This window comes from Clostridium tetanomorphum, from assembly GCF_017873215.1.
GTDB classification, from domain to species: domain Bacteria; phylum Bacillota; class Clostridia; order Clostridiales; family Clostridiaceae; genus Clostridium_AO; species Clostridium_AO tetanomorphum.
Window position 1 is genome coordinate 229,744 of record NZ_JAGGKA010000002.1, and the last position, 19,632, is coordinate 249,375.

General features: G+C 29.1%; 19 protein-coding genes and 2 pseudogenes. All 21 read left to right on the plus strand.

The features are described 5' to 3' along the window. The first annotated feature begins 3 nt into the window (after positions 1–3). On the plus strand, positions 4–1,131 hold the full coding sequence (locus J2Z24_RS03165; RefSeq protein WP_035147869.1) for a succinylglutamate desuccinylase/aspartoacylase family protein: 1,128 nt from the start codon (positions 4–6) through the stop codon (positions 1,129–1,131). A 275-nt stretch (positions 1,132–1,406) separates the two neighbouring features. Next, complete coding sequence (locus J2Z24_RS03170; RefSeq protein WP_035147870.1) at positions 1,407–2,126, plus strand: succinylglutamate desuccinylase/aspartoacylase family protein; 720 nt, start codon at positions 1,407–1,409, stop codon at positions 2,124–2,126. A gap of 1 nt (position 2,127) precedes the next feature. Further along, positions 2,128–3,273, plus strand: a complete 1,146-nt coding sequence (pgsB, locus tag J2Z24_RS03175) for a poly-gamma-glutamate synthase PgsB (RefSeq protein WP_035147872.1) — start codon at positions 2,128–2,130, stop codon at positions 3,271–3,273. Continuing rightward, the gene (gene pgsC / locus J2Z24_RS03180; protein ID WP_035147873.1) at positions 3,263–3,706 is read left to right on the plus strand and encodes a poly-gamma-glutamate biosynthesis protein PgsC; all 444 of its coding nucleotides are present in this window, start codon (positions 3,263–3,265) and stop codon (positions 3,704–3,706) included. Before pgsB ends, pgsC begins: the two co-directional genes overlap by 11 nt. Continuing rightward, complete coding sequence (pgsW, locus tag J2Z24_RS03185; RefSeq protein ID WP_051593246.1) at positions 3,703–4,779, plus strand: poly-gamma-glutamate system protein; 1,077 nt, start codon at positions 3,703–3,705, stop codon at positions 4,777–4,779. The genes pgsC and pgsW overlap by 4 nt, the downstream gene beginning before the upstream one ends. Further along, positions 4,772–6,169 (plus strand): sensor histidine kinase, encoded by a 1,398-nt coding sequence (locus tag J2Z24_RS03190; RefSeq protein ID WP_051593247.1) that lies wholly within the window; start codon positions 4,772–4,774, stop codon positions 6,167–6,169. Before pgsW ends, J2Z24_RS03190 begins: the two co-directional genes overlap by 8 nt. After that, positions 6,141–6,764: a response regulator gene (locus J2Z24_RS03195; protein ID WP_035147875.1), complete on the plus strand. Its 624-nt coding sequence runs from the start codon at positions 6,141–6,143 to the stop codon at positions 6,762–6,764. Before J2Z24_RS03190 ends, J2Z24_RS03195 begins: the two co-directional genes overlap by 29 nt. A 110-nt stretch (positions 6,765–6,874) precedes the next feature. Further along, a complete protein-coding gene (locus J2Z24_RS03200) occupies positions 6,875–7,960 on the plus strand; it encodes a hypothetical protein (RefSeq protein WP_035147878.1) in 1,086 nt (361 codons plus the stop codon). 22 nt (positions 7,961–7,982) lie between these two features. Further along, positions 7,983–9,479 carry a cell wall-binding repeat-containing protein gene (locus tag J2Z24_RS03205; RefSeq protein ID WP_051593248.1) on the plus strand — a complete coding sequence of 499 codons (1,497 nt, stop codon included), beginning with the start codon at positions 7,983–7,985 and terminating at the stop codon, positions 9,477–9,479. A 45-nt stretch (positions 9,480–9,524) separates the two neighbouring features. Further along, complete coding sequence (locus J2Z24_RS03210; protein WP_035147880.1) at positions 9,525–10,214, plus strand: YveK family protein; 690 nt, start codon at positions 9,525–9,527, stop codon at positions 10,212–10,214. Between the two features lie 237 nt (positions 10,215–10,451). Beyond that, positions 10,452–11,222: a tyrosine-protein phosphatase gene (locus J2Z24_RS03215; RefSeq protein ID WP_035147881.1), complete on the plus strand. Its 771-nt coding sequence runs from the start codon at positions 10,452–10,454 to the stop codon at positions 11,220–11,222. Between the two features lie 14 nt (positions 11,223–11,236). Further along, on the plus strand, positions 11,237–11,974 hold the full coding sequence (locus J2Z24_RS03220) for a CpsD/CapB family tyrosine-protein kinase (RefSeq protein ID WP_035147884.1): 738 nt from the start codon (positions 11,237–11,239) through the stop codon (positions 11,972–11,974). A 485-nt stretch (positions 11,975–12,459) separates the two neighbouring features. Then, complete coding sequence (locus J2Z24_RS03225; protein ID WP_372440067.1) at positions 12,460–13,098, plus strand: sugar transferase; 639 nt, start codon at positions 12,460–12,462, stop codon at positions 13,096–13,098. 208 nt (positions 13,099–13,306) lie between these two features. Continuing rightward, positions 13,307–13,813 (plus strand): antiterminator LoaP, encoded by a 507-nt coding sequence (loaP, locus tag J2Z24_RS03230; RefSeq protein ID WP_051593249.1) that lies wholly within the window; start codon positions 13,307–13,309, stop codon positions 13,811–13,813. A gap of 96 nt (positions 13,814–13,909) precedes the next feature. Then, positions 13,910–14,821 carry a glucose-1-phosphate thymidylyltransferase RfbA gene (rfbA, locus tag J2Z24_RS03235; protein ID WP_035147886.1) on the plus strand — a complete coding sequence of 304 codons (912 nt, stop codon included), beginning with the start codon at positions 13,910–13,912 and terminating at the stop codon, positions 14,819–14,821. Positions 14,822–14,842: 21 nt separating this feature from the next. Further along, positions 14,843–15,898: a dTDP-glucose 4,6-dehydratase gene (rfbB, locus tag J2Z24_RS03240; protein ID WP_035147889.1), complete on the plus strand. Its 1,056-nt coding sequence runs from the start codon at positions 14,843–14,845 to the stop codon at positions 15,896–15,898. Positions 15,899–15,945: 47 nt separating this feature from the next. Then, positions 15,946–16,059: pseudogene (locus J2Z24_RS03245) on the plus strand (dTDP-4-dehydrorhamnose 3,5-epimerase); the annotation flags it as partial. A 400-nt stretch (positions 16,060–16,459) separates the two neighbouring features. Then, positions 16,460–16,594 carry a hypothetical protein gene (locus J2Z24_RS21570; protein WP_276512133.1) on the plus strand — a complete coding sequence of 45 codons (135 nt, stop codon included), beginning with the start codon at positions 16,460–16,462 and terminating at the stop codon, positions 16,592–16,594. Positions 16,595–17,283: 689 nt separating this feature from the next. Beyond that, positions 17,284–17,475: pseudogene (locus tag J2Z24_RS21745) on the plus strand (dTDP-4-dehydrorhamnose 3,5-epimerase family protein); the annotation flags it as partial. 16 nt (positions 17,476–17,491) lie between these two features. Then, the gene (locus J2Z24_RS03255) at positions 17,492–18,484 is read left to right on the plus strand and encodes a glycosyltransferase family 8 protein (RefSeq protein WP_035147890.1); all 993 of its coding nucleotides are present in this window, start codon (positions 17,492–17,494) and stop codon (positions 18,482–18,484) included. 47 nt (positions 18,485–18,531) lie between these two features. Further along, on the plus strand, positions 18,532–19,632 hold the full coding sequence (locus J2Z24_RS03260) for a glycosyltransferase (RefSeq protein WP_035147891.1): 1,101 nt from the start codon (positions 18,532–18,534) through the stop codon (positions 19,630–19,632).

Consider the following 19,632-nt stretch of genomic DNA (forward strand, 5'->3'; position numbering starts at 1 on the left):
AAAATGAAGAAAACTAAGATAACAGCAGCCATATTTCTATGCCTTTCCATATGCTGCGATATAGTTGCAGGAAAATCTTTTTTATCAATGCGTAAAGAAGAGCCTATTGTAAAAGGAGATGGAGTATCAGAAGTTAAAATGTTAAGTGAATATTTCCCGAAGTTAAAAGGAACTAACGGAGATACAGAAATCTATGTGTTTAAAGGAAAAGAAGCAGGAGGAAGCATGATTGTATTAGGTGGAACTCATCCCAATGAGCCTTCAGGATTTTTAACAGCAGTAACTTTAATAGAAAATGCTAAGCTAAGTAAAGGAACACTTTATGTAATTCCAAGGGCTAATAATAGTGGATTTACCCATAATGATTCTCAGGAAGGGTCTCCACAAAAATTCACTATAAAAACTGCTAATGGAGAAAGATGGTTTAGATATGGTTCTAGGGCTACCAATCCCATTGATCAGTGGCCAGACCCTGATGTATATATTCATGCATCATCAGGACAAAGTTTATCTGGTAGTGAAACAAGAAATCTTAACAGAGGGTATCCAGGAAGACCGGATGGAACTCTTACAGAAAAAGTTTGCTATGGTATAACTGAATTGATAAAAAAGGAGAAAGTGGATATAACAGTAGACTTGCATGAAGCATCCCCAGAATATCCTGTTATAAATGCTACTGTAGCCCATGAAAAGGCAATGCCAATGGCATCTTTAGCAGTTATAAACTTACAGCTTCAAGGAATACAAATGGGGCTAGAACCTTCCCCAAAAAATCTTCATGGATTAACTCATAGAGAGCTAGGAGATTTTACAGATACCTATGCAGTACTTATGGAAACAGCCAATGCAGCTCAAGGAAGACTTAGAGGAAAAACAGATGAAAATCTAGTGGTAACAGGTAAGGATAAAGCATATGAAAAAGCAGCAAAGCTTGGAAGGTTATTTGTTCCTTATGATGAAAATGGGCATCCTATGGAAGAAAGAGTTGGTAGACATTTATCAGGAATAAATGAATTTGCAAAGGCTTATACAAAAGAAAAACCAGATAAAGCCATAATTATTGAAAATGTACCAAATTACAATGAAATGTTGAATAAAGGATTAGGTAATTTCTTGAAACCCCTTGAATAAAGTTTATATACAAAAGGCATCTTTTACTGATTATTTTTAGTAAGATGCCTAAAACCCCGACATCTTTGTTTATGTCGGGGTTATTAAGCAATTATATGTAAATTGTACAATTTTTAAAATATGGATTATTTTTGTTTAAACTATAAATTATAAAGAATAGATAATAAGGAATAAATAAGGAAACTTCAATTTTTAATTTTACTAAGTGCTAGTGAAAAAAAGCAACCTTGATTGAACTCTATTAATTGTACTTTGAATAAAGGGGTCTATATATAATGAGAAAAAAATATGTTTTTATTATAGTTATTTTAATATTGATAGCAGGGGTAGGCACTTATATAAAATCTGGAACGGTTAATAAAAGCTATTATATTATGAAGGGGAGTGAACTTGAGACTTCTGTGTATTTTATAAATGGAGAAGAAAATGGAGCCAAGATATTTATAATAGGGGGAATACACGGAAATGAAATTGCAGGAATAGAGGCAGCAGAAAAAATAAAGAAATTAAATATAAAAAAAGGAAAGATTATTGTAATACCTAAATGTAATATAGAGGCTTGTAAGAATGGAGAAAGAAATCCCTATTATATGCAGGATTTGAATAGAAATTTTCCTGGGAAAGATAATGGTACGGATACAGAAAGACTGGCTTATGAAATATATAATTTAATTAAAAAAGAGAAGCCAGATATAGTTATTGACCTGCACGAATGGGAAAGTAGTTCACCTGCTATTATTTTTAATTCAACAAAAAATGCATTTCCATTAATACTTACCATAATTGATAAAATGAATAATGATATAATAGGAGTAAAGAACTTTTCATATTATAGTACTCCTCCACCAGGTTCCATTAATAAAGAAGTATCACAAAGATTAAATATTCCTATAATAACTATAGAAAGTTACATGAAAGAAAAATTAGAAGATAGAATAAATATGCATATAAATATAGTAAATACAGTACTAAAATATTATGGAATGGATGAATAGTATGGATATATTGATTATAATATTAAGTATTTTTTATATTATTTACTTATTAATAGAATACAAAGAAAACTTAAATAGAAGAAAAAAATTTCTTCACATAATACATGTAAATGGCACAAGGGGAAAATCCTCTACTTGTAGGCTTATAGATGCAGCACTAAGACAGGCAGGGTATAAGGTGTTTTGTAAGACCACTGGTACAAGTGCAAGAACTATTGATGTATTTGGAGAAGAAAAGCCAATTAAAAGAAAGGGCAAGCCAAATATAAAGGAGCAAATAAAAATATTAAAAGAAGCAGAAAAACAGGGGGCAGAAATTGTAGTTATTGAATGTATGGCAGTAAAGCCACAGCTTCAATATGTATCCCAAAATAAAATATTGATGGCAGATATATGTGTAATTACCAATGCTAGAAGAGATCATTTAGAGGAAATGGGGCCAACATTACAGGATGTAGCAGAGTCTTTAGGAAATGTAATGCCAAAGGAAGGATATTTTGTTACAGGAGAAAAGAAATTTATAGATTATTATAGAAAGAAAGGACAAAGTCTAAAAACTCAGGTTATATTGGCTGAAAGTTATGAAAAAGGGTATTTGGTAGATTTTGGAGAAAATATAGGCATAGCTTTAGAAGTTTGTAGTATATTAGGTGTTACCAAAGAAACTGCTTTAAAGGGAATGAAAAATTACAAAAGAGATCCGGGAGTATTAAAAATATATAAAATTAAAACTCATAGCGATAATGAAGTATCTTTTGTAAACGGTTTTGCTATAAATGATCCAGATTCAACTAAAAATATATATGAGCATTTACAGAAAAATGGATTATTCAATAATAAAGAAGTTATCATTATGATAAATAATAGAAGAGATAGAGCTTATAGAATGACTCAACACATAAAGCTTATAAAGGAATTATCACCTAATAAAGTTTGGATAAGTGGTCATTATCTAAATCTAATGAGGGACAAGCTTATGAAAGAGGGTATGGAAGATAAAAAAATAATTATGATAAAAAATATAGAAGATATAAATATGAAAGAAATAAACAAAGATACAGTTATTTTTGGAATAGGAAATATAGTTGGAAATGGGGAGAAGATAATAAGTTATGTTGAAGGAGTAGGTGATAGTAATGTCAAATAACATAATTATTTTAGGAATTATAATTAGTATCATTTTTTATGAAATAACAGAAATATCACCAGGAGGAATGATAGTACCTGGATATATAGCACTTTTTTTAGACCAACCATTAAGAATTGTACTCACAATATTTTTAAGTATGGCAACTTTATATCTGGTGAATTTTTTATCAGAGTACACTATAATTTATGGTAAAAGAAAATTTGCATTAATGATTATAGTAAGCTTTATTCTAAAGTTTTTATTTAAAGAAAGTACAGAAGTACTATCAATAACTCTAATAACTACATCTGCTATAGGTTATATAGTGCCAGGTATAGCAGCACAAGATATGGACAGGCAAGGCATATTAAAAACAGTATCCTCTATGATGCTAGTAGCTTGCATTATTAAATTAATAACTATAGTTATAGGAAGAGGAATATCAATATGAAGAAAAAATTTAAAAAGGCAGATGGAATAATTATAGCACTTGCAGTATTTCTTATCATATTTACTTTTGTTATAAAAGGTGAAAGAGTTAAAGTTAAGGATAAATGGTATAAAGAAAAAATTGAAGCAGCTTCCCTTATGGATAAATGTATGAAAGAAATTAAGGAAGAAAAACTTAGAAAGAACATAAAAATAGATAAAAAATATGATATAAATTATACTGGACTTATTGGAGTTGAAATCAGTAGCATAACTACTACTTCTGGAGCTTTAGAAGCTAAGAGAACTTCCACAAATCCTAACTTTGCAGCAGTGGTAGTTCATATGATGAAAAAGGCAGGACTAAAAAAAGGAGATAAAATCGCAGTGAATTTTTCTAGTTCCTTTCCAGCTCTTAATATAGCTGTATTATCTGCCTGTGAAGTTTTAAAGATTAATCCTATAGTAATATCTTCAATTGGAGCATCCACCTGGGGAGCTAATATACCAGAATTTAATTATATGGATATGGAAGAGTTTTTATATAAAAAGAAAATATTAAATAATAAATCTATTGCTATATCTATAGGAGGAGCTGCAGATATAGGAAAAGATATGGAGTCAAAAGTAGTAGAAGAGATTTTAAAAAGGGCTAAGAACTATGGAAGGATTATAATTCATCAAGAGAATTTACAGGAAAATATAAAAGAAAGATATTCTATTTATACAAAGTATAGTAAAAATATAAAAGCTTTCATAAATGTTGGTGGAAATATTGTATCCTTAGGAGAGACAGAAGATTCGGCAGATATATCACCAGGATTAATTAAAACAGATAAATATAAAGCAAACTCTAAATCAGGACTTATTCAAATATTTTTAGAAAAGAATATTCCAGTAATACATATGTTGAATATTAAAAAGTTGGCTTCGGATCATGGCATAGGAATAGATCCAGTGCCATTGCCTAAGGTGGGGCAGGGAGAAGTATACTATGAAAATGAATATCCTATTAAAACTATATTAGCAGTTTTAAGTATTACTAGTATAATAATCATAATCTATGGAAGTAAGGTAAGGAGTAAATATGATTAAAGGAGATATTGAAATAAAATTCAATAGAGTAGGTATTACTTGGGGAATTGTTTTAATTTTAATTGGTATAATAGCTCCAGATATTATAAATGTACAGAATTTTGGAATATATGGTTTGTTATCTAATAGTATCAGAAATAATGATAAAAGTGCACTTATAATAGCAGCATTTAGACTTGTAATATTAAATAGTATAAGAGGACTACCACATTATTTAGGAACTTTTTTAATAGCAGAATCTATAGATATAAGTATGAAGAAAAAAAAGGTACCTCATGTTAAAGGTGCTGTAGCAGTGATAATAATACCTTTAGTATATGCTTTGATAAATCAAATTCATGATATTAGATATGACTTAGGTATACCAGCTTTTATTATTATATTTTCTATAGTACTTTTAGAAAAATTAAATTTTTCTACAGTAAATATATTCAAAAAATCAGCTATAATAATTCTCTTACTTATGGGGGTTCAGTGGATGGATATAATACCAGAACTTTCCCGTTTTAAATTTGGAAGAGGAGAAACTTCACAGGATATAAAAAATATTGCAAACTTTATTCATAGTTCCGAAGTACTTACAATGACTGCAGTAATGTTTTTTATAATATTTACTATAAATGCATTACTTATAATTAAGCTTGTAAGTGATGAACATAAATTGATTGTAACCACAGAAGAAAACAGAAGAGTGCAAAGTGAATTGGCAGAAGCTAGAATAAAAGCTTTAGAAGCCAGAAACTATATAGAAATCAAAAATTTAGTTCATGACTTAAAAACCCCCTTAACTTCTATGCAGGCATTAGTTAGTGTTATTGAGCTTATGGAACAGGATGAAAAGAAACTTTCATATTTAAATAGAATAGAAGGCTCTATAGATAAGCTTAGTGAAATGATTTCACAAATACTTTATGAAGAAAAGAAAAATATAATAAATACAGAGGAACTAGTTCAATTTGTATTGTCACAGGTTTCTCCATTTCCCTATGCTGAAAAAATCAAGTATGAAAATACAGCAAAGGAGAGTAATATATGTATAAACAAAATAAGAGTTTCGCGAGCCATTGTAAATGCTTTGGACAATGCATATAATGCCATAGATAAGGAAAGGGGAAGTATATATATAAATGTTTATGCTATGGAAAGACAGGTTTTCATAGAGATAAAAGATGATGGAATTGGTATAGAAGAAAAGATAATTCCTAAAATATGGAATATGGGTTTTAGTACTAAGAAATCTACAGGACTTGGGTTAAGCTTTATACAAAGTGTTGTAAAAAAACATAAGGGATATGTAGGAATTAATAGTGAATTAAATAAAGGAACTTGTATAAAAATAATTTTACCTGAGGTGATAGATTGTGAGCAATGTAAAAATATTAGTCATTGATGATGATAAGGAAATACTATTTGCTATTTCAGCAATATGCGAATATCAAGGATGGATTCCATTAACTGCTAGTAGTGTACAAGAAGGAGTTGAAAAATTTAAAGAAATTAAGCCAGACATAGTACTTATAGATTATCATTTACCTAAAACAAATGGAATTCAAGGGGTTAAAATGCTAAAGAAAATTTCAAATAATATCCCTATCATTGTTTTAACTATTGAAGAAAATGAAAAAGTAGCTTATGAATTTATGAAGGCAGGAGCTAGTGACTTTGCATTGAAGCCTATAAAGGCTCTAGATATAATTGCAAGAATAAATGTGCATTTAAGATTGAAGGAAACTATTGAAAATGTGAATAAAAATATTAATGATTATTCAAAAGGTATTAGCATAGAGACTTTAGAAAAGATTCAAAATTATATGAGTGGATTAAGTGGTTATATAAGTATAAATAACATATCTAAAAATACTGGATTAGCTTATCAAACAGTACATAGATATCTTCAGTATATGATAGAAAAGGGAAAAGTTGAAGTAAATCAAAGCTATGGAAAGATAGGAAGGCCAAAACAAAGCTATAAATTCATTAAATAAACATAAAAGGGTAGTTTTACTATCCTTTTGTTTAAGTAAAAATATATATTTTATGTAAATATACGATATAATAAATTTATATATAATATAGTTAACTAGGAGTGAATAGGATGAAAATGTTTAAAAAAGTGATTTTGGCTTTTTTTGTAGTTTTGATAGTATTAGTAATTGGCAGTTTAACTTTTCCATTGAGTAAAAATGGTTATCAAAAAGGGGACAACTCTTCTATTGAAGGAATAAGCAAAGTAAGAGAAGGGGAGAAAAAAGGAGAAAAGGTTACTTTAAATTCTAAGGAATTAAATAATATATTTGCAGTAGTATATAAAAATAATAAAAAGTTAGACAACATAGTTATAAAAACACCAGAAGCTTATGTAAAAGAAGATAAGATAGGAATTAAAATTCCTGTGGAAATAAAAGGTATGGAATTTATTGCAAGTTCAGAGGGAACATTAAAATACGAAAATGATAATGTTATTTATACACCGGAGTTTTTTAAGGTAGGTAAATTAAATTTGCCAAAGAATTTTGTAATAAATAAAATAAAAGAATTTAAAAATTTAGGTATCACAGTAGAAGATGGAAATATAAAATTAAATAAGAATAAAATACCATTTTCTATAAAAGATTTATATATAGAAAATGGTACATTAACTATATCTATGAATAAATTTTCCTCTAATACATTGTTTAAGCATAGAAATAATGTTAAAATTGAACTGTCTAAATTAAAAGAACAACTAATTTTACAAAGGGAAAAAAGCCCATCTGAGGAAGAAAAAAGGGAAATAGATAAAATAATAACTCAAATTGAAAAAGATAATCCATCACAACAACTGTTAGATAAAGTTAATAGACAAATAAAAGAAAATAATAATATATCACAGGAAATTAAGGAAGCCCAAAATAAGAATAATTCAGATAAAGTACAAGCTTTATCAAGAGTAAGAGATGGGTTGTCAAAGGCTATGGGACAAACTGGTTCAGAAGAAGGAAAAAAAATTATAGGCATGATGATTTCTACTATAAATAAAATGATATCTGATGCTGCCTATGACTATAATGGAGATGCAGTAGCTGTACGAAGCATTTATAGCAAGTTATCTCCACAAAAAAAGGCATCATTTAAAAGTGCTATTTTCTCTAATGTAGATGGAGGAAGCATAATGGAACTTAGAAATGCCTTTGGGATATAATTTATTTTAAGGAGTGTGCATAATGAATAAGATTAATTTTAGTTTAAGAAACTTTTATAAAAAGTTTTCAGTAATGATTACAATGGCTTTAGTATTATCACCAATAGGAGCTAAAGCAGAAGGAAATTCTTTTCAAAGATTAAATGGTAAAAATAGATATGAAACTGCGTCAGCTATTTCAAAGCATGGTTGGACACAATCACAATACATATTGATAGCTAATGGAGAAAATTTTCCAGATGCATTATGTTCAGTGCCTTTAGCTAAAAAATATAATGCCCCTATTTTATTAACAAATAAAAACACATTAAGTAAAGAGGCAGAGGAAGAAATAAAAAGATTAGGAGCTAAAAACATAATACTTGTAGGAGGAGAAGGTTCCATATCTTCAAATATTGAAAATTACATAAAAACTAATTTTAAAGGCAGTACTGTAGAAAGAATATGGGGTAAGGATAGATATGAAACTTCATTAAAAATAGCCCAAAAGTTAGAATTTAAAGGAGATGTAGTGGTAGCTTCTTCTATGTATTATGCAGATGCACTTTCTATAGCTCCAGTAGCAGCTAAAAATGGAATACCAATATTACTTACAGCAAAAGATAAATTGTCTGATGGAGCTAAAACTTATTTAAAAGATAAGAAAGTGAATAAAACCTATGTAATAGGTGGAGAAGGTGTTATTAGTAAAAAATCTGAATCAGAACTAAATAACGTTGTTAGAATAAGTGGAAAAGATAGATTTCAAACTAATGTAGAAATATTAAAAGCGTTTCAGAAGGATGCAAAATGTAATAATGTATTTGTAGCATTAGGACAAGGTCCAAAAGGCAATGAATTTGCTGATGCACTTCCAGGAGCAGCTTTAGCAGCAAAAGTAGATGGAGCAATGGTTCTTTCAGCTAAGGATTTGCCAAAGGATACAGAAGCTTACTTAAAAAATAGTTTAAGTAGTGAAGCAAAAATATTTGCATTAGGTGGAGAAGGAGTTTTACCAAATGCAGCAGTAGAAAAGATTAAACCAGTAGCTAATCCAAATAATAATGGTGAAAATAAACCTTCTACAGGAACTAGCGAAAACACTGGTAGTAGCAATACTGGCAGCAATGGTGGAAGTAGTGGAACACCAGTAGAAGAAAGTAAGTTTAAAGTAGATAAATTCTATTTAAAGGGATCTGATGGATATAAAATTGATGGAGAAGTTAAAGATGACAGCTTAGAATTAGCTATACCAAAGGATTATAAAGAGAAAATAACTAACGTAGTATTTGCTACATCCAATAGTATTAATAATGTTACTGCTATGGGGCAACAAATAACAAAAGAACAATTTGAAAAAATTTACGGAAAAGATGCTAAAGAATTTGACTTAATACTATATTTAAGACATATGGGCTTTGACAAAGAAGGAGATGGAGTAGGGTTAGGAAATATAAGTCTCTTAAATGGTTCCACTATTATCTTAAAAGATGATAAAAACAATGAAGCTAAATACAAACTAGTTGTTAAATCAAAGTAAAAAATAAATTTCAATATATAATAAGGTTCAGGAGGAATTCTACTAATGGAGGAAGAAATAACGTTAGATTTAAGGGACTTTTTTCGCATAATGAGAAAAAGAGGAAAGCTTATAGTTTTAATAACTTTAATTTGTACTCTAATATCAGGTGTTTTAAGTTTCTTTGTATTAAGCCCTACTTATGAAGCTAAAACCAGTATAATTATAGGTAAGCTGCAAACAGAAGAAGGAAAACTTAATAATAATGATGTAGTAATGTACCAAAATCTTGTTAAAACCTATGCTGTAATTGCTGAATCAGTTAGAGTTACGGATTCTGCTATAAAAAAATTAGGTGGAAATTATACAAGAAAAGAATTGGAAAAGATGATAACAGTGACCCCTCAACAAGGAACACAAATACTTTTAATAAAAGCAGAAAATAAAGATGCAAAAGATGCCGCAAGAGTTGCAGATGCAGTATCAAAATCCTTTGTTGAAGAATCAAAAATTGTATACCCAACAGGTGGAAATATAACTATAATGGATAATCCTAAAGTTCCAGAAAAACCTGTAAAGCCTAAGAAAGCTTTAAATGTAGCTATTGCATTTTTTATAGGTCTTATGGTATCAGTAGGTTTAGCTTTTGTGTTAGAATACATGGATAGTACTATAAAAACAGAAGATGATGTAGAAAGATATTTAGGCCTTCCAATTGTGGGAATTATACCAAAGCAAAATATGGATAACAATTAACAAAGGACAGATAGCAGAGTGCATATGTTAGGTAAGATGGCTAGAATTAAGATAATATTATTTTAATTCTCATATCGAAACATAGTAATTATATAGACATAAAAATGGCTTTTTGCTATTGGATAATTGCAAAGAGGTAACAAAAATGTTGTTTCTACAATAAAAACTATGAAACTTTAATTTAGAAAACTAATATCTGTACTCTGACTGTGTAATCTGAAAAAAGGGTTGATAAAAGTGTTAGATATACATTCGCATATATTACCACAAATAGATGATGGAGCAAAGTCATTGGAAATTTCTTTAGAAATGCTTAAAATGGCAAAGAAAGATAATGTGGAAAATATAATAGCCACTCCTCATTATTATAGAGGATATTATGAAACTGAATATGATAAAGTACTTACTGTAATAGATAAAATAAATTCAGAAGCATTAAATATGGGAATAGATATAAAAGTATTGCCTGGGCAAGAAATATTTTTAGATAAACATACAGCTAAGCTATATAGAGAAGGAATTGTAAAAGGACTTAATAATAGTAAGTATGTGCTTGTAGAAACAGCTATGATGGATATGCCTAAAGATGTTTTAGAATATATATATGAACTTAAGCTCCAAGGAGCCATTCCTATATTAGCTCACCCTGAAAGATATAAATACATTATAGAGAAACCTGCTCTTATAAATGAATTTGGTAAGGAAGGGTGCTTATTTCAAATAAATACGGGTAGTATTAGAGGAATATTTGGTGCAAAAGTACAAAATACTGCAAAACTTTTAATAAAACATGGTATATGCAATTTCATAGCTTCAGATGCACATTCTACAGGAAATAGGTGTCCAGGATTAAATTCATCTTTACAGTTAGTTAAAGATATAAATAAAGATGTGTATAATTCATTTGATATAAATTGTAATTTGTTATTAAAAAATCAGGATATAAATTATGAATTTGAAGAGATAAAAGAGAAGAAAAGTATCTTTAGTTTTTTTAGAAAAAAATAAATGGAGTGAATTAAATGGGAAAAGTTGATTTGATTTCTGTAAAAGATCCAAAATCTCCTATATCAGAAGCATATAGAACCTTAAGAACCAATATACAGTTTTCATCCTTTGATAAAAAAATTCAAACTATAGTAATAACCAGTTCTGGTCCTGGGGAAGGTAAATCAACCACGTCTTCAAACTTAGCTGTGGTAATGGCACAAGGTGGAAGTAAGACTATAATTATAGACTGTGACCAGAGAAAACCAAGATTACATAAGTTATTTAGTTTATCTAATGAATCGGGATTATCAGATCTTTTAGCAGGAAATACAGAGTTTTCACAGGCTGTACATAAAACTGAAATTGAAAATTTAGATATACTTCCAGCTGGTACAAGACCTCCTAATCCATCGGAATTATTATCATCTAAAAAAATGGGTAGTTTTATAGAGGAATTAAGAGGAGAATATGATTGTATAATATTAGATACTCCTCCTGTAATAGCAGTAACAGATGCTCAACTTTTAGCAAGTAAAGCGGATGGCTGTGTACTTGTGTTATCCTCGGGAGAAGTGGAAAGAGAAGCTGCTATGAAGGCTAAAGAGCTTTTAGAAAAGGTTCAAGCTAAGATAATAGGAGTAGTATTAAATAAATTAGAAGTATCAGAGAAAGGATACTATGGATACTACTATCATTATTATTATGGTAATGATGGAGAAAAGATTAAAAAGAAAAAAAGCAAAAATTCTAAAGAAGATTTAGCAGTTTAATGCTAAAAAGTAACTCTTAAAGTTTAATACTATAAGAGTTATTTTTTCTTAAGTTGCAGCATAAAATAACGAATTAGTTATTAAAGAGGACAAATTTAAGGAAGAAAATAAAATGAAATAAATGGTAATATAGTCTTTATTTTAATATATTATTTAGTCATATAATGATGTATAATGTATAAAAATGAATTAATACCATTTTTTTAGTTTGTTTCTATTTAATAATTGGATTTGAAAAATTGAAATTAAGAAGAAAATAGAGCAAATTATTAATTTTAATAGGAATTCAAAGAAAAATGAATAAAAACAGTTAAATTTTGTGATAAAGTATATATTTTCTTGCTTAATAGGCAATATGAATATTTATGTAAACCAATAAATGCTATAAAATAGAAGTTGTAATAGGCTATTAGTGGTTCAATCATGTATAGGGGGGATAAGTTGTGCAGGAGTTCAATAGTGGGCTGAAAAGTGGGTCAGAGAATATAGAAATAGTATATGAAAATAAATATGAAAAAAGTAATGGTTATTTTATATTAAAGAGAACAATAGATATACTAGGTTCTCTTTGTGGATTAATATTATTAAGTCCAATAATAATAATTACAGCTATAGCTATTAAGTTGGATTCAGAGGGGCCAGTATTTTTTTCACAAGAGAGAGTTGGACAAAATGGAACTATATTCAAAATGTACAAGTTTAGATCCATGGTAACCAATGCAGAAGAAATTTTACACCAACTTAAGGATAAAAATGAAATGTCAGGACCTATGTTTAAAATAAAAAAAGATCCTAGAATCACAAAAGTAGGTCATTTTATAAGAAAGACAAGCATTGACGAGCTGCCTCAATTAATCAATGTATTAAAAGGAGAAATGTCCTTGGTAGGGCCAAGACCTAATCTTCCAAGGGAAGTAATAAAATTTACAGACTATCAAAAAACAAAGCTTTTAGCAAAACCCGGTCTTACTTGCTACTGGCAGGTGATGGGTAGAAATAGTATTGATTTTGAACAGTGGATGGAACTGGATGTAAGGTATGTGGAAGAGAGAAGTACTTGGGTGGATATAAAGTTGATATTTAGGACTGTTAAAGTATTATTCGGAGATGAAAATGCAGGATAAAAACAGCTAATAGTATGGTCATATGCTTTATAAATTATTATAATTTGAAGTTTTTCAGGTTGTTGTAAAGTAATATAAATTTTAGATAATTAAAATCGTCGCATTGTCGCGTTTTGATTATCTAAATGCCATAAAGATATAGAATTCACAGTTAAAGAAGTATATTTTACTTGTGAAATGGCGAAGCCTGCCCAAAAGGAGGAAAATTATGTGGTATGCAGTTCAAGTTAGAACAGGAGAGGAAGAAAAGATAAAGCTTATATGTAATAAGATGATATCTAATAATGTTCTAGAGGAATGCTGTATTCCTTATTATGAGAAGAAGATAAAATATATGGGAAAATGGCATATAACAACTGAAATATTATTCCCAGGATATATCTTTATGGTTAGTAATCACATAAATGATTTGCTATTGGATGTGAAAAAGATTCCTAAATTAATTAAAATTCTTGGGGATGGAAAAGAGATGATACCTCTATATGATAGAGAAATAGAATTTTTAATGAGGTTTGGGAAAGAAGATCATCTTATTAAAATGTCATATGGATATATAGAAAATGATAAAATTGTAATAACAGATGGTCCAATGAAGGATTATGAAGGAACTATAAAAAAGATTGATAGACATAAAAGAAAAGCAATAATAGAAATAGAGTTTTTTGGAAGAAATATAGAAGTTAGTGTTGGAGTGGAAATTGTAAGGAAGGTATAAGAAGAAAATGATGTTTCTGTGTGAATTTGAAGTTGATATTTAAGACAGTCAGAGTGCTGTTTGTGGATGACAATGTAGTATAGGGGAGGGGCATAGATGAAAGGAATTATTTTAGCTGGAGGATCTGGAACTAGACTTTATCCAGTAACAAAATCAGTATCAAAACAAATATTACCTATATATGATAAACCAATGATTTATTATCCGTTATCAGTACTAATGCTTGCAGGAATAAGAGATATTCTTATAATCTCAACGACTAGGGATATAAGCTCTTTTAAGGAGCTGTTAGGAGATGGAAGTCAGCTTGGATTGAATTTTCAATATGCAATTCAAGCTGAGCCAAGGGGCTTAGCAGAAGCTTTCATAATTGGTGAAGAGTTTATAGGAAAAGATAAGGTAGCACTAGTCTTAGGAGATAATATATTCTTTGGGTATGGACTTACTGAAAGATTAAAAAGAGCAGTTGAAAGAGAAGAAGCCACTATATTTGGATATCATGTAAGTAACCCAAAAGATTTTGGAGTAGTAGAGTTTGATGAAAATAATAATGTTATTTCTATAGAAGAAAAACCACAAAATCCAAGATCCAATTATGCAGTGCCAGGTCTTTACTTTTATGATAGTAGTGTAGTAGAAATAGCTAAGTCAATAAAGCCATCAGATAGAGGGGAACTTGAAATAACTTCAGTTAATAATGAGTATTTAAGAAACAACAAATTGAAAGTGGAGCTTTTAGGAAGAGGAATGGCTTGGCTAGATACGGGAACTCATAGGGGCTTATTAAATGCTGCTAATTTTGTGGAAGCTGTACAAACTAGGCAGGGATTGTATGTAGCTTGCATAGAAGAAATAGCGTATAGAAAAGGATACATAGATAGAGCGCAGTTAATAAAATTAGCTAAACCTTTTTCTAAAGTAGATTATGGAAAATATTTATTAATCATAGCTGAGGAGCTAACTGATGTTGTAAGAGAAGTTGCTGGTACTATGCAAATAATAGAATAGATTTTAGTCTTGGAGGATATTATGAAGAATTATTTAGTTACAGGTGGAGCTGGATTTATAGGATCAAATTTTATTATATATATGTTGAATAAGTATTCAGATATAAGAATAATAAATTTAGATAAAATTACATATGCAGGTAATTTGCAAAACCTTAAATCCGTAGAAGACAATCAGAATTACGTATTTGTTCAAGGGGATATATGCGATGAACAATTAGTAGAAGGGTTATTTGAAAAATATGACATAGATTATGTAGTGAATTTTGCAGCAGAATCACATGTTGATAGAAGTATAAAAGAACCAGAAGTGTTTGTAAGAACTAATGTACTAGGAACAGTCATATTATTAAATGCAGCGAAAAAATCTTGGGAAACAAATGAGGGGATTAAAGGAGGAAAAAAATATATTCAAGTTTCTACAGATGAAGTATATGGTTCTCTTGGAGAAAATGGTTTCTTCATTGAGACAACATCAATAGATCCCCATAGTCCATATTCATCAAGTAAGGCTAGTGCAGATTTGATGGTAAAGTCATATGCTGATACATATAAGATGCCAGTAAATATAACAAGGTGTTCAAACAATTATGGACCACATCAATTTCCGGAAAAATTAATACCATTATTGATAAATAATTGTTTAAATCATAAAGTATTGCCTGTATATGGTGATGGACTAAATATAAGGGATTGGTTATATGTAGAAGATCACTGTAAAGCCATAGATATGGTTATAAATAGTGGAAGATTAGGAGAAGTTTATAACGTAGGTGGACACAATGAAAGAACCAATATACAAATTGTTAAGACAGTTATAAGGTATCTCAATAAAAATGTAGATAAAGAAATAAATGAGGACTTAATCAAATTTGTAGAAGACAGAAAAGGACATGATAGAAGGTATGGAATAGATCCAGCTAAGATAAAAGAAGAACTAGGATGGTATCCTGAAACTACCTTTGAAGTTGGAATTAAGAAAACAATTGAATGGTATTTAATTAATCAAGAATGGATGAAGAATATAACCAATGGTGAATATCAAAATTATTATATAAAAATGTATGGAGAAAAATAGAAGGTTATATTCATGGAGCAAGTTAAGTTTTATATGTAATTTAATCTAAGGTATTTGGTAATTACAGAGGATACTTTATGGGAATATATAATTATGAAGATTTTATTGAAGCTGGATTAGATATGATTTTTGTTCAAGATAGTCAGTCTAAATGTAAAAGACGTAGTTGATTACCAAACAGGAAATCCAACCAATGCATAAGATTTAGAATATCATATTTTAAAATTGGCATTAGAGATGAGGGGTTGGAGAGAGTTTTAAAAGTTTTTATTGAAAAATATAAATAGATATTATTATAAACTTAGAAGAAAATGTATAATATGAAGAAAAAATTAATCTTTTAAAAGTAATATAATGATAAGCAATAATATAAAATATTTAAAAATTAATCAAAAATTAATAAATTTTGGAAAATTATTGATAAAACATTTATTTTATGATAAAATTCACAATGTATTATTTAATTTAATTATAGGAAGAAGATAAAATGTATGGGAAAATGGGGTATAATAACTTAAATATTATTTCTCGAATATATCTTTATGATTAGTAATCAAATAAATGAGTTGCTATTGGAATTGTAAGAAAGATATAAGAAGTATGTATGGAGAAGTATTAGAATTAGTTGTTAAAGCAGCGAAGCAAATTATAGGAAAATTTGAATTACATAAAAATAAATATAAGAATATGGTATAATAAGCTTGTGTAATAATAGGGACAACAAATTAAGAGGTTATAGAATTCTGATTTGTATTCGAAAATTCTTGTTCTAGAAATGAGAAAAATCTTTGAAAATCAAGGAAATCTCGACAGGAAGGGAGACTGTTATTATACTGGTGGATGTTCAAAAGATATCTGTCTTTTCTTGTGTTTTGGGATGAAAAAGTTTCAAAATGGTTATTTTGAAAGATACGTTGCTAGATCAACTATTTATAAATCATTGAATAATGAATAGGAGAATAAAGTGTCTGTGAGGAATAGATATTTTCACGTTGAGACTTTATCGCAATAAGGTAAAAGTATAAAACAACTCAGTGTAGAAAAAACGTTGGTGGAATTGAAGGTTTGTGTATTATTGTTCCTGAGATATATCTTAATAATAAAGACTATTTTTTGAATCCTATGATTTACAAGATATAATTAATAACGGTTTAGATTTGAATTTTGTTCAATATAATCAGTCTAAAAGTTTTAAAGGTGTACTGCAAGTATTTCATGTTAATAGGAATTATCCTTAGAGGAAATTGATACGAGTGATAAGTGGTTTCGTATTTGAGGTTGCAGTGAATTTAAGGAAAGAAAGTAGTACATATAAGAAGTGATATGGTGCTGAGTTATCAGCTGACAATTGTAAACAGTTTTATTTACCAAAGGGATTTGGTCACGGATTCCTAACTTTGTGTGATATAGCTGAAGTGTGCTTCAAAGTTTCAGAGCATTGGTACACAAATTACGAAATTAGAATTGCATGGAATGATCCTAAGATAGATATAGAATGGCCTATTGATGATAATATCGAACTTGTTATGGCAGACAAAGATAAGAATAATAAACTTTTGGCTGAAATTGAATTGTAATGAAAGGGTTATGATTATGAATGTTCTTTACACATGTGATAACAATTATATATGGATAATGGGAATATCCATGATATCGCTTTTTGAGAATAATAAAGCGCAGAAGAGATTGAATGTATACCTTTTGGGAGATTGCATTTCAGAAGATAATAAGAAAATTCTTCAGATGATTGCGACAAAATATGAACGTAAATGTTTCATTATAGATGTTCCTAAGCTAGATATTCCAGAAGTTCTCATTTCACAGCGATGGCCTATTAGTGCATTCACTAGATTGTTTTCAGGACAATTATTACCAATAGAACTGGATAGAATTCTTTATTTGGATTGTGATACTATTATTGAGGGAGATATAAGTCCATTAGATAATTTTGATATGCAAGGTAAGGTGCTTTGCGGAATTAAGGATTGTATTGGAAAAACATATAAGCAGAATATTGGTCTACCAGGAGATGGACTTTATGTAAATGCAGGAGTTCTTTTGCTTGACTTGAATAAATTAAGAGAGATTGATATTTTAAAAGAAATAAAGAAGTATTTAAATAAATATACTTCCATAATAAATTATGCTGACCAGGATATTCTTAATGGGGTGTTTTCAAGTGTAGCTGGTGTATTAAGTCCTGAATATAATGTTATGACCTTATTAGCAGTATATAGTTATGAAGATGTAAAGAAACTTAGATTTCCAACAAATTTTTATACGAAAAAAGAAGTTGAGAATGCTGTTAAACATTCGAAAATAATCCATTATACAACCTGTATGCTGAATGTAAGACCGTGGTTTTCAAATAGTAGACACCCATATGTTAATGAGTTTGCAAAGTATAAGGCTATTAGTCCATGGGCAGATGTTGAGCTTACAGAATTTAAGTTTAAATCAAAAGTATCAAAAGTAGTAGCTATTGTGCAAAAACTACCTTATTGTCTTGCTATTAGAATATTAGGCTTAATTCATGCAGAGTTAAAACCACTCTATATTCGAGTCAAGGCAAATTTAAACAAATAATAATTTTAAATGATTAGAAGTAATTTTTTATATAAGGGTGATTTTTAATGACTAAAATTAGAGTGATGCATTTTGTTTCTGGATTAGTTTCTGGTGGAGTAGAACAGATGCTTGTAAATTACTGCAATAATATGGATCATGATAAATTTGAGTTTATAGTAGTTTATCAACATGAACCGGTCGAATTATGCATTAATAAAATTAAAGCTGCAGGCTGTAAGACAATTCGAATTACAGCAAGAAATGAGAGCTTTGTGAAAAATATCGTTGACAGTTATAAAATTATAAAGGAGTACAAACCGGATATTATTCACTGTCATATGAATCTAATGAATTTTTGTCCTGCTTTTCCAGCAATGCTATCTGGTGTTAAAGTTCGTATAAGCCATTCACATATAGCAGAAAAAGAAAAGTCTTTTATTTACAAAATAATGGCGAACATTTGTAAGACCTTAATAAAAATATCATCAAATGTTTTTTTGTCTTGCGGTCAAGAAGCCGGTTATTATCTATATGGTAAGAATCGTAGTTTTACTATCATAAACAATGCTATTAATCTTGAAGAGTTTCGATATAGAAGTTACAATTTTAGAAATTCTTTGAATTTACAAGATAAAGTTGTTGTTGGACATGTAGGAAGATTTTCCGAGCAGAAGAATCACAAGCGCCTTTTAGATATTTTTAAAGAGTTTCTCAAATTGGAAAAGAATGCAACGTTGTTGTTGGCAGGAACCGGTGAATTAGAAGAATCAACTAAAAAATATGCAGCTTCAATTGGAATTGACAATAACGTGGTTTTTCTAGGACCAGTTGAGGATATGCAAGGTTTTTATTCTAGTTTGGATTTATTTGTATTACCTTCTTTATTTGAGGGATTCCCAGTTGTTGCATTAGAAGTTCAAGCTGCTGGTGTAGTTTCCGTTTTTTCTGATAATATAGATTATTCAATAAAAATAACGGAGTTAGTACATTTTTTGAATTTAGATGAAAGTAATTCCGAGTTGGCAGAAACAATGAAATGTCTTTTAAAGCAAGAAAAATGTAGCGATTATAAAGAAAAATTAACTCAAGCTGGATACAATATTTTTAGTGAATCAATTAAATTAGAGAAAATATATTTTGATAATTATAGAAGAATGGACGCTTAG

Excerpts from the sequence above, each read along its gene's own strand:
- J2Z24_RS03165 (WP_035147869.1), top strand. The coding sequence starts at position 4 with ATGAAGAAAACTAAGATAACAGCAGCCATATTTCTATGCCTTTCCATA.
- J2Z24_RS03170 (WP_035147870.1), top strand. The coding sequence starts at position 1,407 with ATGAGAAAAAAATATGTTTTTATTATAGTTATTTTAATATTGATAGCA.
- pgsB (WP_035147872.1), top strand. The coding sequence starts at position 2,128 with ATGGATATATTGATTATAATATTAAGTATTTTTTATATTATTTACTTA.
- pgsC (WP_035147873.1), top strand. The coding sequence starts at position 3,263 with ATGTCAAATAACATAATTATTTTAGGAATTATAATTAGTATCATTTTT.
- pgsW (WP_051593246.1), top strand. The coding sequence starts at position 3,703 with ATGAAGAAAAAATTTAAAAAGGCAGATGGAATAATTATAGCACTTGCA.
- J2Z24_RS03190 (WP_051593247.1), top strand. The coding sequence starts at position 4,772 with ATGATTAAAGGAGATATTGAAATAAAATTCAATAGAGTAGGTATTACT.
- J2Z24_RS03200 (WP_035147878.1), top strand. The coding sequence starts at position 6,875 with ATGAAAATGTTTAAAAAAGTGATTTTGGCTTTTTTTGTAGTTTTGATA.
- J2Z24_RS03205 (WP_051593248.1), top strand. The coding sequence starts at position 7,983 with ATGAATAAGATTAATTTTAGTTTAAGAAACTTTTATAAAAAGTTTTCA.
- J2Z24_RS03210 (WP_035147880.1), top strand. The coding sequence starts at position 9,525 with ATGGAGGAAGAAATAACGTTAGATTTAAGGGACTTTTTTCGCATAATG.
- J2Z24_RS03220 (WP_035147884.1), top strand. The coding sequence starts at position 11,237 with ATGGGAAAAGTTGATTTGATTTCTGTAAAAGATCCAAAATCTCCTATA.
- loaP (WP_051593249.1), top strand. The coding sequence starts at position 13,307 with ATGTGGTATGCAGTTCAAGTTAGAACAGGAGAGGAAGAAAAGATAAAG.
- rfbA (WP_035147886.1), top strand. The coding sequence starts at position 13,910 with ATGAAAGGAATTATTTTAGCTGGAGGATCTGGAACTAGACTTTATCCA.
- rfbB (WP_035147889.1), top strand. The coding sequence starts at position 14,843 with ATGAAGAATTATTTAGTTACAGGTGGAGCTGGATTTATAGGATCAAAT.
- J2Z24_RS21570 (WP_276512133.1), top strand. The coding sequence starts at position 16,460 with ATGAGTTGCTATTGGAATTGTAAGAAAGATATAAGAAGTATGTATGGA.
- J2Z24_RS03255 (WP_035147890.1), top strand. The coding sequence starts at position 17,492 with ATGAATGTTCTTTACACATGTGATAACAATTATATATGGATAATGGGA.
- J2Z24_RS03260 (WP_035147891.1), top strand. The coding sequence starts at position 18,532 with ATGACTAAAATTAGAGTGATGCATTTTGTTTCTGGATTAGTTTCTGGT.